This window comes from Paenibacillus cremeus (genome assembly GCF_007786445.1).
Classification (GTDB): domain Bacteria; phylum Bacillota; class Bacilli; order Paenibacillales; family NBRC-103111; genus Paenibacillus_G; species Paenibacillus_G cremeus.
In genome coordinates this window covers 18954-34394 of sequence record NZ_VNJI01000068.1, presented here as the reverse complement: position 1 = coordinate 34394, position 15441 = coordinate 18954, and the positions used below count along the sequence as shown (strand labels likewise).

Annotated in this window: 10 protein-coding genes and 13 tRNA genes; 19 read left to right on the top strand and 4 right to left on the bottom strand. The window is 53.6% G+C overall.

What is annotated here, in order from left to right; all coding sequences use genetic code 11:
• The first annotated feature begins 35 nt into the window (after positions 1–35).
• The 17 genes from FPZ49_RS32090 to FPZ49_RS32010 all read left to right on the top strand — a co-directional run bounded on the left by FPZ49_RS32090 (position 36) and on the right by FPZ49_RS32010 (position 4666).
• Positions 36–111 (top strand) — tRNA-Val (locus tag FPZ49_RS32090).
• A 17-nt stretch (positions 112–128) separates the two neighbouring features.
• A tRNA-Met gene (locus FPZ49_RS32085) sits at positions 129–205 on the top strand.
• A 13-nt stretch (positions 206–218) separates the two neighbouring features.
• Positions 219–295, top strand: a tRNA-Asp gene (locus tag FPZ49_RS32080).
• Between the two features lie 95 nt (positions 296–390).
• A tRNA-Thr gene (locus FPZ49_RS32075) sits at positions 391–465 on the top strand.
• A gap of 24 nt (positions 466–489) precedes the next feature.
• Positions 490–565: transfer RNA gene (locus FPZ49_RS32070), tRNA-His, on the top strand.
• Between the two features lie 13 nt (positions 566–578).
• Positions 579–650 (top strand) — tRNA-Gln (locus FPZ49_RS32065).
• Between the two features lie 7 nt (positions 651–657).
• Positions 658–730: transfer RNA gene (locus tag FPZ49_RS32060), tRNA-Lys, on the top strand.
• Positions 731–751: 21 nt separating this feature from the next.
• Positions 752–826: transfer RNA gene (locus tag FPZ49_RS32055), tRNA-Gly, on the top strand.
• Positions 827–862: 36 nt separating this feature from the next.
• Positions 863–937: transfer RNA gene (locus FPZ49_RS32050), tRNA-Gly, on the top strand.
• Between the two features lie 9 nt (positions 938–946).
• Positions 947–1026 (top strand) — tRNA-Leu (locus tag FPZ49_RS32045).
• Positions 1027–1036: 10 nt separating this feature from the next.
• Positions 1037–1113: transfer RNA gene (locus FPZ49_RS32040), tRNA-Pro, on the top strand.
• Between the two features lie 7 nt (positions 1114–1120).
• Positions 1121–1194: transfer RNA gene (locus FPZ49_RS32035), tRNA-Gly, on the top strand.
• Between the two features lie 8 nt (positions 1195–1202).
• Positions 1203–1276 (top strand) — tRNA-Arg (locus FPZ49_RS32030).
• Between the two features lie 237 nt (positions 1277–1513).
• Positions 1514–2269, top strand: a complete 756-nt coding sequence (gene kduD, locus FPZ49_RS32025; protein ID WP_144854413.1) for a 2-dehydro-3-deoxy-D-gluconate 5-dehydrogenase KduD — start codon at positions 1514–1516, stop codon at positions 2267–2269.
• Positions 2269–3252, top strand: a complete 984-nt coding sequence (locus tag FPZ49_RS32020; protein WP_144854412.1) for a sugar kinase — start codon at positions 2269–2271, stop codon at positions 3250–3252. The genes kduD and FPZ49_RS32020 overlap by 1 nt, the downstream gene beginning before the upstream one ends.
• 47 nt (positions 3253–3299) lie before the next feature.
• Positions 3300–3962, top strand: a complete 663-nt coding sequence (locus FPZ49_RS32015; RefSeq protein WP_144854411.1) for a bifunctional 2-keto-4-hydroxyglutarate aldolase/2-keto-3-deoxy-6-phosphogluconate aldolase — start codon at positions 3300–3302, stop codon at positions 3960–3962.
• A gap of 167 nt (positions 3963–4129) precedes the next feature.
• Positions 4130–4666, top strand: coding sequence for a glycerol-3-phosphate responsive antiterminator (locus FPZ49_RS32010; protein WP_144854410.1), 537 nt, complete (start codon positions 4130–4132; stop codon positions 4664–4666).
• A 162-nt stretch (positions 4667–4828) separates the two neighbouring features.
• On the opposite strand, the gene FPZ49_RS32005 is transcribed toward FPZ49_RS32010, so the two are convergent.
• The 4 genes from FPZ49_RS32005 to FPZ49_RS31990 form a co-directional block, all read right to left on the bottom strand.
• A complete protein-coding gene (locus tag FPZ49_RS32005) occupies positions 4829–9382 on the bottom strand; it encodes a glutamate synthase-related protein (protein WP_261381727.1) in 4554 nt (1517 codons plus the stop codon).
• Positions 9383–9960: 578 nt separating this feature from the next.
• The gene (locus tag FPZ49_RS32000) at positions 9961–11286 is read right to left on the bottom strand and encodes a glutamate-1-semialdehyde 2,1-aminomutase (protein ID WP_144854408.1); all 1326 of its coding nucleotides are present in this window, start codon (positions 11284–11286) and stop codon (positions 9961–9963) included.
• 38 nt (positions 11287–11324) lie between these two features.
• Positions 11325–12140 (bottom strand): PhzF family phenazine biosynthesis protein, encoded by an 816-nt coding sequence (locus FPZ49_RS31995; RefSeq protein WP_144854407.1) that lies wholly within the window; start codon positions 12138–12140, stop codon positions 11325–11327.
• Positions 12141–12301: 161 nt separating this feature from the next.
• The gene (locus FPZ49_RS31990) at positions 12302–13369 is read right to left on the bottom strand and encodes an LCP family protein (protein ID WP_144854406.1); all 1068 of its coding nucleotides are present in this window, start codon (positions 13367–13369) and stop codon (positions 12302–12304) included.
• Positions 13370–13609: 240 nt separating this feature from the next.
• Here FPZ49_RS31990 and FPZ49_RS31985 point away from each other — a divergent pair, with 240 nt between their 5' ends.
• Positions 13610–14650, top strand: a complete 1041-nt coding sequence (locus FPZ49_RS31985; RefSeq protein WP_144854405.1) for an ABC transporter ATP-binding protein — start codon at positions 13610–13612, stop codon at positions 14648–14650.
• Positions 14643–15437: an ABC transporter permease gene (locus FPZ49_RS31980; protein ID WP_144854404.1), complete on the top strand. Its 795-nt coding sequence runs from the start codon at positions 14643–14645 to the stop codon at positions 15435–15437. The genes FPZ49_RS31985 and FPZ49_RS31980 overlap by 8 nt, the downstream gene beginning before the upstream one ends.
• Positions 15438–15441: the final 4 nt, after the last annotated feature.

Sequence of the window (15441 nt, the reverse complement as noted above, 5' to 3'; positions counted from 1 at the left end):
GGGGTTCGAATCCCCTACGGGTCACCAAATCCCATGGAGGCTTAGCTCAGCTGGGAGAGCATCTGCCTTACAAGCAGAGGGTCGGCGGTTCGATCCCGTCAGCCTCCACCATATAATATTTTTACTGACGCGGGGTGGAGCAGCCCGGTAGCTCGTCGGGCTCATAACCCGAAGGCCGCAGGTTCAAATCCTGCCCCCGCAACCAATTTTACCAGTGTGGAGCCGTGGTGTAGAGGCCTAACATGCCTGCCTGTCACGCAGGAGACCGCGGGTTCGAATCCCGTCGGCTCCGCCATTTTTTTTAACAGCACTTATAATGCTTGCTCGAGGAATACACCTAAGTTCGGAGTAGAACGGAAAGTATTCCGATCGCTCCGATGTTTTGTTTAAGCCGTCGTAGCTCAGCGGTAGAGCAACGCACTCGTAATGCGTAGGTCGGAGGTTCGATTCCTCTCGACGGCACCATTACTGGTTTTAATTCTTAATATGGCGGTCGTGGCGAAGGGGTTAACGCACTGGTCTGTGGCTCCAGCATTCGTGGGTTCAAGTCCCATCGATCGCCCCATTTTACAACTCATTGGGGATTAGCCAAGCGGTAAGGCAACGGACTTTGACTCCGTCATGCCTAGGTTCGAATCCTAGATCCCCAGTTTCTATGAGCCATTAGCTCAGTTGGTAGAGCACCTGACTTTTAATCAGGGTGTCGTAGGTTCGAGTCCTACATGGCTCACTTTAACAAGTATGTTAGTTAGCGGAAGTGGCTCAGCGGTAGAGCATCGCCTTGCCAAGGCGAGGGTCGCGGGTTCGATTCCCGTCTTCCGCTCCATCATCATACTTAAAGGTTTACATGTTATAATTTCATGCGGAAGTGGCTCAGTGGTAGAGCATCGCCTTGCCAAGGCGAGGGTCGCGGGTTCGAGTCCCGTCTTCCGCTCCATTTGTATTTGCTGGTATGGCGGAATTGGCAGACGCGCGCGACTCAAAATCGTGAGGGAAACCGTGGGGGTTCAAGTCCCTCTACCAGCACTGAATAGATCGGGACGTAGCTCAGCTTGGTAGAGCACCTGGTTTGGGACCAGGGGGTCGCATGTTCAAATCGTGTCGTCCCGACCACTAATTTGCGGGTGTAGTTCAATGGTAGAACTCCAGCCTTCCAAGCTGGTAGCGTGGGTTCGATTCCCATCACCCGCTCCAACTAATAAGTTCCAGTAGCTCAGCTGGATAGAGCAACGGCCTTCTAAGCCGTCGGTCGGGGGTTCGAATCCCTCCTGGGACGTAAAACAGCCTTTCGCGTATGCGAAGGGCTGTTTTTTTGCATTTAAAAGAGTCAGGGAGAGGCTGCTGGGTTCTATTGTCTATTTTGAACGAAAATGAACTGAAATGAACGAAAAATCGTACTCGAAGTATGGCGAACCCCATGGTTTTGGCATATAATAATATGGACAAGCAATCCGTGAAAGAGAAGCGAGTATAGTTCGGATCAGCTTAAAACGCTAAAATGGGGTGCGAGAAAATGAACTTGTTTGATTTATCCGGAAAAGTGGCTTTGGTTACAGGTGGTGCTGTTGGTTTGGGCGGCGCGATTTCTCTTGGTTTGGCGAAAGCAGGAGCTGATGTCGCGATCGTAACGAGCAATGATCGTTCCCGCGAAGTGCAACAGCAAATCGAGGCTATGGGCCGTAAAGCACATACCATTGTTGCGAACCTGATGGATGAAGCTGCTATCGATGCAGTGGTAAACGAAGCGCTGTCCGTTTTCGGCAAGATCGATATTCTTGTGAACAATGCGGGCATTATTCGCCGTACACCTGCTGCTGAGCATGCTGCTCAAGACTGGCACGATGTGCTGAATTTGAACTTGAACTCGGCTTTCTTCTTATCGCAGCGTGTAGGTCGTGAAATGATCGAACAAGGTTCGGGTAAAATCATCAACATTGCCTCGATGCTCAGCTTCCAAGGCGGCATCAACGTCCCTGGCTATACAGCATCCAAGCATGCTATTGCCGGTGTGACGAAGGCGTTAGCAAACGAATGGGCTAGCAAGGGCATCCAAGTGAATGCCATCGCTCCAGGCTATATGGAGACGGATAATACGGCAGCTCTTAGAGCTGATCAAGAGCGCAGCTCGCAAATTTTGGTGCGAATTCCAGCTGCACGGTGGGGAACGCCTGAAGATCTGCAAGGACCGGTTGTATTCTTAGCTTCTCAAGCTTCCGATTATATGAGCGGCCACGTGCTTTGCGTAGACGGCGGGTGGATGACACGATAATGGCTACGGGACAACAATCAGGACAGGTGCAGATGTTTCAGCCGGAGATTATCACGTTTGGTGAAACGATGGCGCTCATGATGCCGACAGGCTCCAAGGGTATAGAGTACTCGGCACAGTTTCAAAGTTTGTTTGGCGGAGCGGAGAGCAATGTTGCGATTGGTGTTTCCCGTCTCGGCCATAAGGTTGGCTGGTTCAGCCGATTGGGGAAGGATCCGTTTGGGCGGATGATTTTGAAAAAGATTCGCGGCGAGGGTGTGGATGTATCCCGCGTAGAATTGACGACGGAAGCTCCGACAGGCATGATGCTGCGTGAAGTCGTGTCCGGCAAAACGTCTGTTTATTACTACCGCAAAGGCTCGGCCGCGAGCACGCTCAAACCGGAAAATTTGGACGAAGAATATATTAAGCAGGCGAAATACCTCCATGTGACCGGGATTACACCGGCGCTAAGCGAAAGCTGCCGCGAATCGGCGAAGGAAGCGATCCGGATTGCACGGAAGCATGGGGTAAAAGTATGCTTTGATCCAAACCTGCGATTGAAGCTGTGGTCCATTGAGGAAGCGCGAGGCGTGCTTCTTGAGCTTGCGCAGGAGGCGGACTATTTCCTGCCTGGTCTGGATGAGCTGAAGCTGCTGTATCAAACCGAGAGCTTCGATGAGATTGTTGCCCGTTTGAGCGAACTGAAGGCAGTATCCATCGTGAAGGGTGGAGACGACGAGACCTATATCGTGGAGAATGGTAAGGTTACCTCGGTTCCTTACTTCAAGGCGGAGCAGGTTGTGGATACGGTAGGCGCGGGGGATGGCTTTTGCGCGGGCTTTTTCGTCGGCTTGCTGAAAGGCTACAGCCACTACGAAGCGGTACGCTTAGGCAATCTCATTGGCTGCATGGTCGTTCAAATGGAAGGCGACTGGGAAGGCATTCCGACCTGGGAGCAGGTTGAGGCATTTTTGAACAATGTGAAGCACGTAGAGCGGTAATCCTTGATCAATAGAGTGACATTCCATGCGAAGGAACGGTTGAAGAGATGAAAAAACTTAAGCTGGTTCAACAAATCGTAGAAGAGGGCGTTGTCGCAGTACTCCGCGGGGAAACGCCGGATGAAGTAGTCGAGATGGCCGAGCAAGCGATCGAGGGCGGCATCAAGGTGATTGAGGTCACGATGACGGTTCCTTTTGCGCTCCAAGCGATTGAACGTTTGGCTAAGAAATACTCAAGTACGACTTCAGATCCGTCGAAATATGCCATTATTGGCGTTGGAACGGTACTTGATCCTGAAACCGCTCGTGCAGGCATTCTGAGCGGTTCTGAGTTCGTGGTGAGCCCTACGCTCAACCCAGGAACGGTTGCACTGTGCAATCGGTACCGCATTCCGGTGATGCCCGGCGTCATGACCATTCAAGAAATCCAGCACGCGCTGGAGCTCGGTGTGGACGTCGTTAAGCTGTTCCCGGGCAACCTGTATTCGCCAGCTATGATCAAGGCGATCAAAGGCCCATTGCCGCAGGCTAACGTCATGCCAACGGGTGGCGTATCGCTCAGCAATTTGGGTGAATGGATCAAGGCTGGTGCAGTTGCTGTAGGGATTGGTTCGGATTTGACTGCAGATGCGGTAAAATCCGGTGACTACAGCCTCGTTGCCAAGAAGGCAGCGCAGTACATTGAGGCTTACCGCGCTGCTAAAGCGTAAATATATCACTTGTATAAAAAAGACTGTTGAACCGGCTCCTGAGGCTGGTGAGGCAGTCTTTCGTATGATCCGGTAGCTTGCAGGTGAAAAGTTTTTATATGGTGTTAATCTTGCGAAAATATGTGTGTGGTAAAATTCGGATAGCCAATTAGAAATGGGGTAACCGAATGCACCAATCCATTATTGCATCGATCACCAAGACGGAACAACTCCGATTAGCCATGGAAAGTAAAGTCAAGCGGGTTAATTTAATGACCGGCAATATTCGAAACCTGGGACAAGTAGTGGATCAACTCAAGGCCTCCGATAAAAGCGTCTATCTCCACATCGAAATGGTCGATGGCATTGGTCGTGATGCGGCCGCCGTTCACTATTTAGCTGAGCAATTTGGGATTAACGGAATTATTTCTACTAAAAGCCACGTGATCGGTGCCGCTAAGGCTGCCGGTATACGGAGCATTCAGCGATTTTTTGCCATTGATACTGCAGCTGTGGAAACAGCGATTCGTGTAGTCAGAGCAAGTCAGCCTGACGAGGTGGAATTGATGCCGGGCCTCATGCCGCGGGTCATCCAAGAGGTAAAGAGCCGAATCGATCAGCCGCTGATCGTAGGTGGATTGATACGAGGCTTCGATGAGGTGGAGCAAGCTCTGCAGCATGGCGCCGATTTTGTGTCGGTGGGCAGTGAGAAGTTTTGGTCATAAAACATAAAAGAATTGTTTCATGAAAAGGCCGCTCTCGGCGCGTTGGGATTCCATAAGGATTCTCGCACTGGGGCGGCTTTTTACGTGGAGAAAAATATCAGCAAAAACCCCCTCCAAGCGGGATGCTTGAGGGGGTTCGGGTGTTTCGTTATTGTAACCAGCTTATTCGGTTGCTACGGATTGGTCTGCTTGCAGATTGACCGGAGCGATCCGTACAAAGTTAGCTTGCAGGTTGCTGAGCAGTTCTTGAATCGTTGCTGCTGCTTCCGTTTGACCGGAGCTCGCCAGCTCTTCGTGGTATGCACCGAGCAGCTCGTTCAGATCCTTCGTGCTTTGTGCGCCGATAGGCTCGATTTTAACTTTCGCGCCTTTGGCAATCCGGCGTTCGATAGCAGCTTGATCCAGACCCATCTCTGGAACCAAACGCTGATAGATCACACCGCCTGTCATCCCTGCGCAAATCCATGGACCTGGATCGCCCAGAACAACTGCACGACCGTTAGTCATGTATTCGAACGCAAAGCCCTTCATATTCGCACGGGCTGCCAGACCGCCGAGATCGTCACGGAGTGGAGTGGTAATCTCGCCGCCGAATACGACGTCTGCACCGGAGAAACGAATGCAAGCGCGAGTATCTGCGTTACCTTGGATCAGGAACAAGCCTTTTTGTGCCCCGTATCCGAAGGATTTACCTACCGAACCGTTGATATACTGCTTATGCTTGCTAGGCGCCTTCAAGATGGCTACTTTACCGCCCAGCGACATTTTACCTACGCCGTCTTCCGCACCACCGTGAACCGTAATGTCTACGCCACGAGCGTTGAATGCTGCCAAACCGTTACCCGGTACGGAGCCTTCCGTCATCGTGATGTTCACCTTCGGAAGCTGGTCATAGCTGCCGTCGAATCGGTCTCTTACCCGGTGGCTGGAATAACGGCTTCCGAGAATACGGGATTCCGCATCGACCTTGCTCCACTTGCGTTCAACCGGTGCGTCGAAGGAGACGGCATCCGGGAAAAACTCTTGACCTTCGGCACCTGCTGCGATACGGATATCCGAGGATACCGCTGCGGCCACTTCGGCCAGTGCTTCTTCATGCGCTGCAACGAAGGAAATCGGAGCCGGGCGAAGCAGGTCGGATAGATCGATTTTTTCCAGGTGGCTTACTTGCTGCAGCAGGTCGGAACGGCCGACCAGATCCTGCAGGTCCGTAAATCCGAGTTGAGCTACGATCTCGCGTACTTCCTCACCGATACCGCCAAAGAGGCGAACCAGGGAATCCACAGCGATGTCGTATTGACGCGGAACGAAACGGCGAAGGCCTTTTTCCTCGGCTTCTTCCATCGAATCGATCTGCGTGGCGATCCCTACGTGGCAAGTATCCAAATGACATCCGCGGCAGGTCGTACAGCCGATGGATTGCATCGCGATGGAACCGAAGCCTACGCGGTTTGCGCCGAGCATAACCATCTTCACTACGTCCGCACCGGCCTTCATCCCGCCGTCAGACCACAGCTCTACGCGGTGACGAAGACCAGCTTCGATCAAGGCGATATGAGCAAGCTTCGTTCCGATTTCGGTTGGCAAGCCTACGTGCGTAATGGAGTGAATCCGCGCTGCACCAGTACCGCCGTCGAAGCCGGACAAAGTGATGACGTCCGCACCTGCTTTGGCGACACCTACGGCAATCGTTCCGATCCCAGGTACAACTGGAATTTTTACGATGATTTTCGCTTTGCGGCCGCTGGCTTCCTTGAGCTCGGAGATGATTTGCGCCAAATCCTCGATCGAGTAAATATCGTGGTTGTTGGAAGGCGAAATCAGGTCGGAGCCGATGGTAGCGTTACGCGTTGCAGCGATCTTGGCTGTAACCTTGGAGCCTGGCAGGTGACCGCCTTCGCCCGGTTTTGCGCCTTGACCGATCTTGATCTCAAGGAAAGCTACCGCAGTAGCCAATTCTACGTTGACACCGAAGCGTCCGGATGCTACCTGCGCACCGCGGGTCCGCTTGTAACGGCCGAGCATATCTTTAATCTCGCCGCCTTCTCCGTTCATGGTAACCATGTTCAGACGCTCGCCGGCTTCTGCATAGGCACGGAATGCTGTCTCATTCTGTGATCCGAAGGACATAGACGAGATTAGCATAGGCAGATCATGTCCGCCGATTCCGATATTGACTTGATCGGTGCTAAGCGGCTTGCGTCCTTCTGCAGCGGCTTTTTCAAAGTTGAATGCGGCCACGTGACGAATGGAAATCGGGTTCTTCTTCTCTTCTTCGCGCAGCTTGTCACGGTAATCCGTGTAAGGTGCAGCACCGGAGGCAGCATCGCCCAGCGCTTTCCACATGCGCTGGAAGAAACGGAAGTTCCGCGCGGCCTTGGCTTTTGGATTCGAGAAATCGTTATAACGGGCTTCGGCATCCGCCTCGAGCTCGGCAAAGCCGGTCCCTGCGGCATCGCTGCCCAGATAGTTCACAATATCAAGCACTTCTGCCACTTCCGGCTTGAGCCCGATCGAAGAATAGAAGCGGGTGTAGCCGCGAAGCTCGTGCGTACCGATGGTGGAGATGACTTTCTCCAAGCCTTTCATCAGAGCCGTGAATACTTTGCGAGCTGCCGGTGCGCCGTCTTTGGAAGCGGCCGTAGCAAACATGATATAAGGAGACAGCACGTCTGCGCCTAAACCGCATGCCACAGCGATGTCATGCAGGTTACGGATCGCTCCGCTGCGCAGTACCAGCGTAGCTTGACGGCGGAGGTTATCTCCGAAGCCGAGCTTTTCACCGCGAAGCGCGATATCTACTTTGGAAACCGCGAGGTGAGGATCCAACCACAGGCGGTCGTTCTGGTGAGCTTCGCTGTCATCCAAGATGAGCAGCATAGCGCCTTGGCGAACGGCTTTGATGGCATCTGCAGCCAGTTGCTCCAGCGCCTCCTTAACGGACGTGCCGCGGGCAAACGTGGTCGACAAAGTAGCTACAGCATCACCATTCTGTGCGCCGTACATAGCCGTCAGCTGTTCGAAGCTAGGCTGTTTCAATTCGCTTAAGGAATCTACGCCGTTGCTGCCTTCGAGTACGACAGGGTACAGCAACTCAATGCGCAGACGCTCGTCGAGCTGACCGTAAACCGCCGGACGCGGGCCAACAACGACGCGGGTGGAGAAGTGCTCCATTTCGCGGTCGCGGTCGATCGCCGGATTCGTTACGACAGCTACGCTTTCTTTAATGAAGTCTGGAATGTTCTGACGCTCCCAGTTGAGTGCCGCATGCGGGCTGTCATGACCCAGGGAACGGATCGGCTCGGCGCCGGTATCCGCAGTCGTCTCGATCATGCTGATGCCGTCGCGGTCCCAACCGAACGCGCTATAAATCGCATCCGTCGGTGTAAGGTCAGCAGATGGAGCTGCCTCAACCGCAGGAACGGAATTGTTCAAATGCTTGCGAAGCCCTTCGATGCCGATGCGAGCGGAAGCGCGCTCCATTGCCATCGTTTGAACCTGATGGTAAGGAATCACCTGCACATGCTCACCTGGTGTAAGCAGTACGCCGACTTTCTCGCCTGGAGCGATCGGTTTCGGATCGGCTACCATTTCGCCAACGGTAATCACGCCTTGCTCGGAGGAGAAGTAAAGCGATGTTTCGCTTTCCACCATCCATACCGGACGCAAGCCGAGGGCATCGACGCTGAAAATACATTCGTTGCCATAGCGGGATACGATCCCCGCAGGACCTTGAGCATAGTGACCCCACATTTGGCGGTAGTACACATACAAATCCTGAAGCTCTTGACGGTACAGCTTCATTTCGTTAATGATCGGCGGGAAAACGACTTCCATCGCTTCGAACAGGCTGAGGCCCGCGCGGTGGATGAACGTTTCAATCGTCCGGTTCATGTCTTGGGAGTCACTGCCGCCGTCCACGAGTGGAACGCCGACCATGTCTGCTTCCAGACGCATTTTCTTCACGGTGTTGATCTCGCCGTTATGGCCCAGCAGGGAGAACGGCTGTACACGGAAGAAGCTGGATTGGGTGTTTGTCGAATACCGGTTATGACCGATCGTCACTTGCGCGGCGAACAGCGGATCACGGGTATCATTGTAGTATTTAGGCAAAATGCTAGCCGCGCCCATCACTTTGTAGGCCGCTGTCACATTGCTCAACGTAGCGACATGCACGTTGTACTTGGCTTCGATCGCCACATGAAGCTCAAACAGATGATCGGCAACCTTCACTTCTGGCTTATCACAGAAACCGGCTACCTGCCAGAACGTAGGCTCGTCGTTGCGTCCGTTCGGACCGAGTACGCTGCTGTCGACTTGATTTTCTTGCTCCATTAGAATGCTGACGCCAAAGCCTGCAAACAGCTCGCGCATGCCTTGCTGCATGTCGGCCGCGGAAATGGCCAGCTTGCGTGGGACAAAGATGTGAGCTACAGAGAAGCGCTCATCATACGCCAGTTTGCCATCGAGGCCGGCATCATTCAGCTTCTTCTCCCAAAGTGCTCTAGGGATGTCGGTCAAAATCCCGCAACCGTCGCCTTCCCCGTTAATAAAACCCGAACGATGCTCTAATTTTACCAGAGCGTCGATCGTTTTTTGGATGTTGTCACGGGAAGGAAACCCGTCTTTCTCTACGATACAGATGATGCCGCAGCTGTCATGTTCGGTGGCTAAAAGGTTCTGAAAGCGGCCTTCATTACGCATTACTTCGTTCATAGTCGTGGTCAGCAGGCTGACCGTCACCTCCCAAGAAAATTATGCGGTTTCATCCTTTAGATAAGGTTTGTTCATGTCGCAGAAAAAGAAAGTGGACACAGTCAAGATAGCATGGATGAATAAATATACATTTATTCTGCATAAAAGACTCGTGCGACGGTTCTTTGTTTCTTCTGAGGCAGCGCGGAAGTGGGCGATAATAAAAAAATAAATGTGCCCAATTCGACAAAATGAGCGCATACCTTCCTGGCTTCCATGGTGAAAACCTTACATTATATCTGGTTTTTCAAAAAGTAAATTAGTATTAGAATACCATGAAATTGTCGATGAGACAATAGAACATTCAGGGGAAAGACGTTATGTAAGCGTTATCTATTTTGCATAATTGGTGAATAAAGGGAAAAATTTTAGTTAAACTAAAATTTTCATAAAAACGAACGAACTATTATCAACTTTCGATAATAGTTCGTAATTTGATTACCACTTTTCAATTGATCTGAAAATTCGTCTTATTCATGCTTTTGAAACAATAAGGCTCGAAACGCATAATTAAACATCGGACAGGAAAAAAATGATCTTTATCGCGCCATCTGAGAGAAGGCCCGCTCAGCCGCCTGCAGGGTGAATGCGATGTCGTCATCTGTATGAGCGGTCGTCATAAACCAGGCTTCATATTTGGATGGCGCCAGATTAATGCCCTGCTCCAGCATGAGTCGGAAAAACTGTGCGAACTGCTCGCCGTCGGTGTCCTGCGCTTCGTCGTAGTTCGTCACCGGATGGTCGCAGAAGTGGGTGGACAGCGCGCCGCGGATGCGGTTGATTGTCAGCGCAATGCCATGCTTGCGCGCTGCCTCGCTCATGCCAGCCTCAAGCGCCGCGCCGAGCTGATCCAGCCGGGCGTACGTGCCCGGCTCTTGCAAGGCTTGCAGGCATGCGATTCCTGCCGAGATGGACGCAGGGTTGCCCGCCATCGTGCCGGCCTGATAGGCCGGGCCCAAGGGCGCCACCTGCGCCATAATGTCCTTGCGGCCCCCATAGGCCCCGATCGGCAGTCCGCCGCCGATGATTTTGCCCAGGGCCGTCAGGTCCGGCTCGATGGCCGCGAAGTCGGTTCCCGACGGCAGGCCATCAAAGGTTTGCGTCGTTCCGTAGTGGAACCGGAACGCCGTGATCACCTCGTCGTAGATGACGAGGGAGCCATTCCGCCGCGCGGCGGCGCAGAGCCCTTCGAGGAAGCCTGGCTTCGGCATGACCATGCCGAAGTTGCCCACGATGGGCTCGACCATCACCGCGGCGACGTCGTTGCCCCAGCGCGCGAGCGCTTCGTCGAGCGCGGCGAGGTCGTTGTACGGCACGGTGATCACCTCGTGCGCGATGCTGGTCGGGATCCCGGCGCTGTCGGGGATCCCGAGGGTGGATGGGCCGGAGCCTGCGGCGACGAGCACGAGGTCCGAGTGGCCGTGGTAGCAGCCGGCGAACTTGACGATTTTGTTGCGGCCCGTGTAGGCTCGGGCGACGCGAATCGTCGTCATGACGGCCTCCGTGCCGGAGTTGACGAAGCGGACCTTGTCGAGCGAGGGCGTCGAGGCTTTCAGCATGCGCGCGAATTCGATCTCGAGCTCGGTCGGGGTGCCGTACAGCGTGCCGTTCTCGGCAGCACGGCAAATGGCGGCGGTCACATGCGGATGCGCATGACCGAGAATGATCGGGCCGTAGGCGGCGAGGTAGTCAATGTAGCGGTTGCCGTCCTCGTCCCAGAAGTAGGCGCCTTGGCCGCGTTTCATGAACACCGGCGCACCGCCGCCTACCGCTTTAAACGAGCGGGAAGGGCTGTTGACGCCGCCGACAATATGCTCGAGCGCTTCCTTGTAGAGCGCCTCGGAGCGGGGTCTGGATGTAGTCATATGTACGAATCCTCCAAGATCAGGTAGTAGGAATAAAACTATAGCTGTAATGCACCATTCAGCACGGTTACGGCTTGACCGGACAGCTTCACGCGATCGCCAGCGATCGCAAGTCGCAGCGTACCGGTTCGTCCAGAGAGCTGCTTCGCAATAAACTGGTCCCGGCCGAGCTTGGGCTGCCAATACGGAGCCAGTCCGCAATGGGTGGAGCCGGTAACCGGGTCCTCATCGATTCCAAGGCCGGGGAAAAAGCAGCGGGAAACAAAATCATACGCCGGATTCGAAGAACGTGCGGTCACAACCAGCCCCCGCAATCCGGTCAGCCCACGGATCGCTGTAAAATCAGGCGTCAAGCTGCGCACCGTCTCCTCCGAATCGAGCTCCACGACCATGTCCATCCGATTGGTCCCGACGAAGCGGTACGAGCTTACACCTCCTAGAGCTGCGATCAAGCGGTCGGGATTAACCTCCACTTCAGATACCGGCTCTGCAGGGAAATCGAGCTGAATCCAGCCGTCTCCGGAAGGCTTGGCGGTGAGCAAGCCGCTGCGTGTATGAAATGAGAGCTGGCGATCGAGCGGCGCGGCACCCGTGTCCCACAAGTAATGCGCACTGGCCAAGGTAGCATGACCGCACAAATCGACCTCGGTCACCGGTGTAAACCAGCGAAGCTGGAAGTGGTGTTCCCCCTCTTCGGGGCAAGGGCAAAGAAAGGCCGTCTCAGATAAGTTCATTTCCATGGCAATCTGCTGCATAACGGCATCCGATGGATAGCGCTCTAACAAACAAACCGCCGCCGGATTCCCCCGGAACGGACGATCGGCAAACGCATCTACTATATGTATGATGGTCAAAGAAATCCCTCCCCATGACAAGACGATGTTGTGCTATTTTACCTATTATATGAAAAAAGCGGCATGAAGTCATTTTCGAAAGGTGGCTAGAGGCATAACAAAGCCCCCGGACCACAGAACTGCTAGAGTGGAGCGGGGGCTATAATATTGCCGCTATTCCGTTAGGGCTGCTTTTTGAGCGAGGTATTCACGCCCACGCCAGTTCTGGTGCTGGTGCTGGTGGTCGTCTTTCCCTGCGGGCTCACCGGTTTTTCCTTCTCCAATGGATCGCGTCCATCTAGCAAGGCCTTAACGTAGGCTTGGAGCTTCTCTCGGTTCACGCTGAGCACCTCAGCGCCTCCTACGCGTTTCTCCACTAAAAGCTCGGTTGGCGGGATTTGCTGGCTGACCATTCCCTCTGTCTTCGCCTCATAGCCCAGGGAGCCCAGCTTCAGCATGTCGGTGGTCGTTAGATTCGTCTCAATATACGGGTCGATGCTGCTCAAAATTTTCGGCAGCCGGATCAGCGAGCCCGTCGTCTGCATCTTTTGCGCCACCGCCTGCAAAAACTTTCGCTGCCGCTCCGTCCGGGAGAAGTCGCTCATCGCGTCATGCCGGAAGCGCACGTATTGGAGCGCGGTTTTGCCATTGAGGTGCTGCATCCCTTTTTTCAAATTGATATCGTATTCGTGTCCGTCCTCGGCGTCGGTGTATTTCATGTCCTTCTCTACGTCGAGATCGATGCCGTCGATGGCATCCACCAGGGCGATGAAGCCTTTAAAATCCGTATACACGTAGTATTGGATCGGGATGCCGAGCAGATCGCTGACGGTCCGCATGGCTAAATTGGGTCCGCCGGTGGCGAGCGCCGTATTGATGCGGTCTTCGCCTTGACCGGGAATTTTCACGTAAGTGTCGCGCAAAACAGAGAACAAAAATGCTTTTTTCGTGACGGGGTCGATCGAAGCGATCATGATGGAATCCGAACGTGGTATCTCGTTCTTCTTCAGACCTCTAGAGTCGCCACCGAGCAGCAAAACGTTCACTCGCTGCTTGCCTTCCCATTTGGGCGGTGAATAGGCGCCTCCTGTCATAGTCATTTGCTTGGGCGTCAGGCCTCCGAATTTGGTCGTTTCCGGGCGGCTTTGAATGTTGTTGGCGAAATGGAGGAAAGCATATGTAAAATAGCCGATTCCTGCAACGAGAAGCAAGGCGAGCATGATGAAAAACCATTTGAATGTACGTGCCATAAGCGTGCTCCTTCCTTTAGCCTAGGCAGCCGCAAGCACCGGTTATGCCGATGCTCCAAGCCGTCCGTCCGCTTGCTTTTCCTATGATGTCGGTTCGTGTATGATAACGTGTATAGGGTTTGAAAATGTTGCAGGAACATGCATGTCAAAGAAAAGGTAACTTTTGTATTTCATTATAAAAGGAATCGATCCGCACCTGCAAGCTTCGGCAATATACGACAGGAGGAACCAATATCATCTATGCTAGCGATCGATGTACATCAACTGCGCAAGGAATTTAAGGTGCAAAAAAACCGGGAAGGACTCAAGGGCGCCCTTCGGGACCTGTTTAACCGAGAGTATAACCAAGTTAGGGCTGTAAAAGACATCAGCTTCCAAATTCCTCAAGGGGAAATATGCGGCTATATTGGAGAGAACGGTGCAGGCAAGTCCACTACGATTAAGATGCTGACCGGCATCCTCGTCCCCACCTCGGGCGACATTCGGGTGAACGGCTACATCCCCTTTAAGGAGCGGGAAAAGTTTGTCCGCGGCATCGGTGTCGTGTTCGGACAGCGCAGCCAGCTCTGGTGGGATATCGGAGTCATTGAATCGTTCCGTTTGCTGAAGAAAATTTACCGCGTGGGCGATAACGATTTCAAGCAGCGTCTGGACGAGCTGACAGATCGGCTCATGCTGGGCGAACTATTGAACCGACCGGTGCGCAAGCTCAGCCTTGGACAACGGATGCGGTGTGAGCTCGCGGCGTCGCTCTTACATAATCCGCAAATCGTCTTTCTCGACGAGCCGACGATCGGGCTGGATATTGTCGTGAAAACGGAAATTCGCGAGTTTCTGAAGTCGATGAATGCGCGGCATGGCACGACCATTCTGCTGACGACACACGATTTGCAGGATATTGAAGCACTGTGCTCGCGGGTCATTATGCTGGACGACGGGAATATCATCTACGACGGCGGGCTCGAGGAGCTGAAAGCCAAGTGGGGCAAAGGGAAGGAAGTCATCCTGCAATTTCCGGCGGCGGTACCGCTCTCGAGGCTTCAAGAGCTGACCAGCGGTTTGGATGTCGCCTGGTCGATGGAAAACGAGCTGACCGCGAAGGTCTGGATTCCGCAGCAGCGGGCCAGCGTGTCCGATGTGCTCAGCCGCGTCGTCGGCATCATGAATATTGAAGATATTAAAATCGTGGAGACGAACACCGACGACATCGTGCGCGAAATTTACAAATCCGGCTCGGCGGAAGTGAAGCAAGCAGAACAGGACGTGAAGGTCCATGCTTAGCGCCTATCTAGAAATTATTCGCATGCGCTTCCTGATGATGCTGGCCTACCGGGTGAACTATTACAGCGGCATTATCATTTACGCGCTCAATATCGGAGCTTACTACTTTCTGTGGAAGGCGATTTATGGCGGCAAGGAGCTGCTGGGCGGGATGACCGTGACCCAGATGACGACCTATGTCGCGGTGTCGTGGATGGCGCGGGCGTTTTATTTCAATAACCTGGACCGTGAGATTGCGAATGAGATCAAAGACGGCAGCGTAGCGACGCAGTTTATTCGGCCGTACAACTATATTTTCGTGAAAATGATGCAGGGCCTGGGTGAAGGCTTGTTCCGCTTTTTCCTGTTCTCAACGCCGGGGATGGTGGTCGTGGCCTTATTGTTCAAGGTGCAATTGCCGACGGATCCGAAGGTGTGGGCGATCTTCCTGGTCATGCTGTTCTTTAGCTTTCTCATTAATTCGCAGCTCAATATTATTACCGGGCTGTTTGCTTTTTTTCTTGAAAATAACGAAGGCATGATGAGGATGAAGCGGGTGGCAGTCGATTTGTTCTCCGGGCTGGTGGTGCCGATGTCCTTTTTCCCCGGGTGGGCGGAAGGGCTGATGCAGCTGCTGCCGTTTCAGGCGATCACTTATTTGCCGGGCTCCGTATTCACCGGAAAAGTGACGGGAAGCGCCGTCTATGAGGTGTTTCTCATTCAAATTCTCTGGTTCGCGCTGCTGATCATTCCGCTGTTTCTGTTGTGGCGTGGCGCGCGGACGCGGCTGTTCGTGCAAGGAGGGTAAGACG

Coding starts and splice junctions, on each gene's coding strand:
- kduD (WP_144854413.1), top strand. CDS start 1,514: ATGAACTTGTTTGATTTATCCGGAAAAGTGGCTTTGGTTACAGGTGGT.
- FPZ49_RS32020 (WP_144854412.1), top strand. CDS start 2,269: ATGGCTACGGGACAACAATCAGGACAGGTGCAGATGTTTCAGCCGGAG.
- FPZ49_RS32015 (WP_144854411.1), top strand. CDS start 3,300: ATGAAAAAACTTAAGCTGGTTCAACAAATCGTAGAAGAGGGCGTTGTC.
- FPZ49_RS32010 (WP_144854410.1), top strand. CDS start 4,130: ATGCACCAATCCATTATTGCATCGATCACCAAGACGGAACAACTCCGA.
- FPZ49_RS32005 (WP_261381727.1), bottom strand. CDS start 9,382: ATGAACGAAGTAATGCGTAATGAAGGCCGCTTTCAGAACCTTTTAGCC.
- FPZ49_RS32000 (WP_144854408.1), bottom strand. CDS start 11,286: ATGACTACATCCAGACCCCGCTCCGAGGCGCTCTACAAGGAAGCGCTC.
- FPZ49_RS31990 (WP_144854406.1), bottom strand. CDS start 13,369: ATGGCACGTACATTCAAATGGTTTTTCATCATGCTCGCCTTGCTTCTC.
- FPZ49_RS31985 (WP_144854405.1), top strand. CDS start 13,610: ATGCTAGCGATCGATGTACATCAACTGCGCAAGGAATTTAAGGTGCAA.
- FPZ49_RS31980 (WP_144854404.1), top strand. CDS start 14,643: ATGCTTAGCGCCTATCTAGAAATTATTCGCATGCGCTTCCTGATGATG.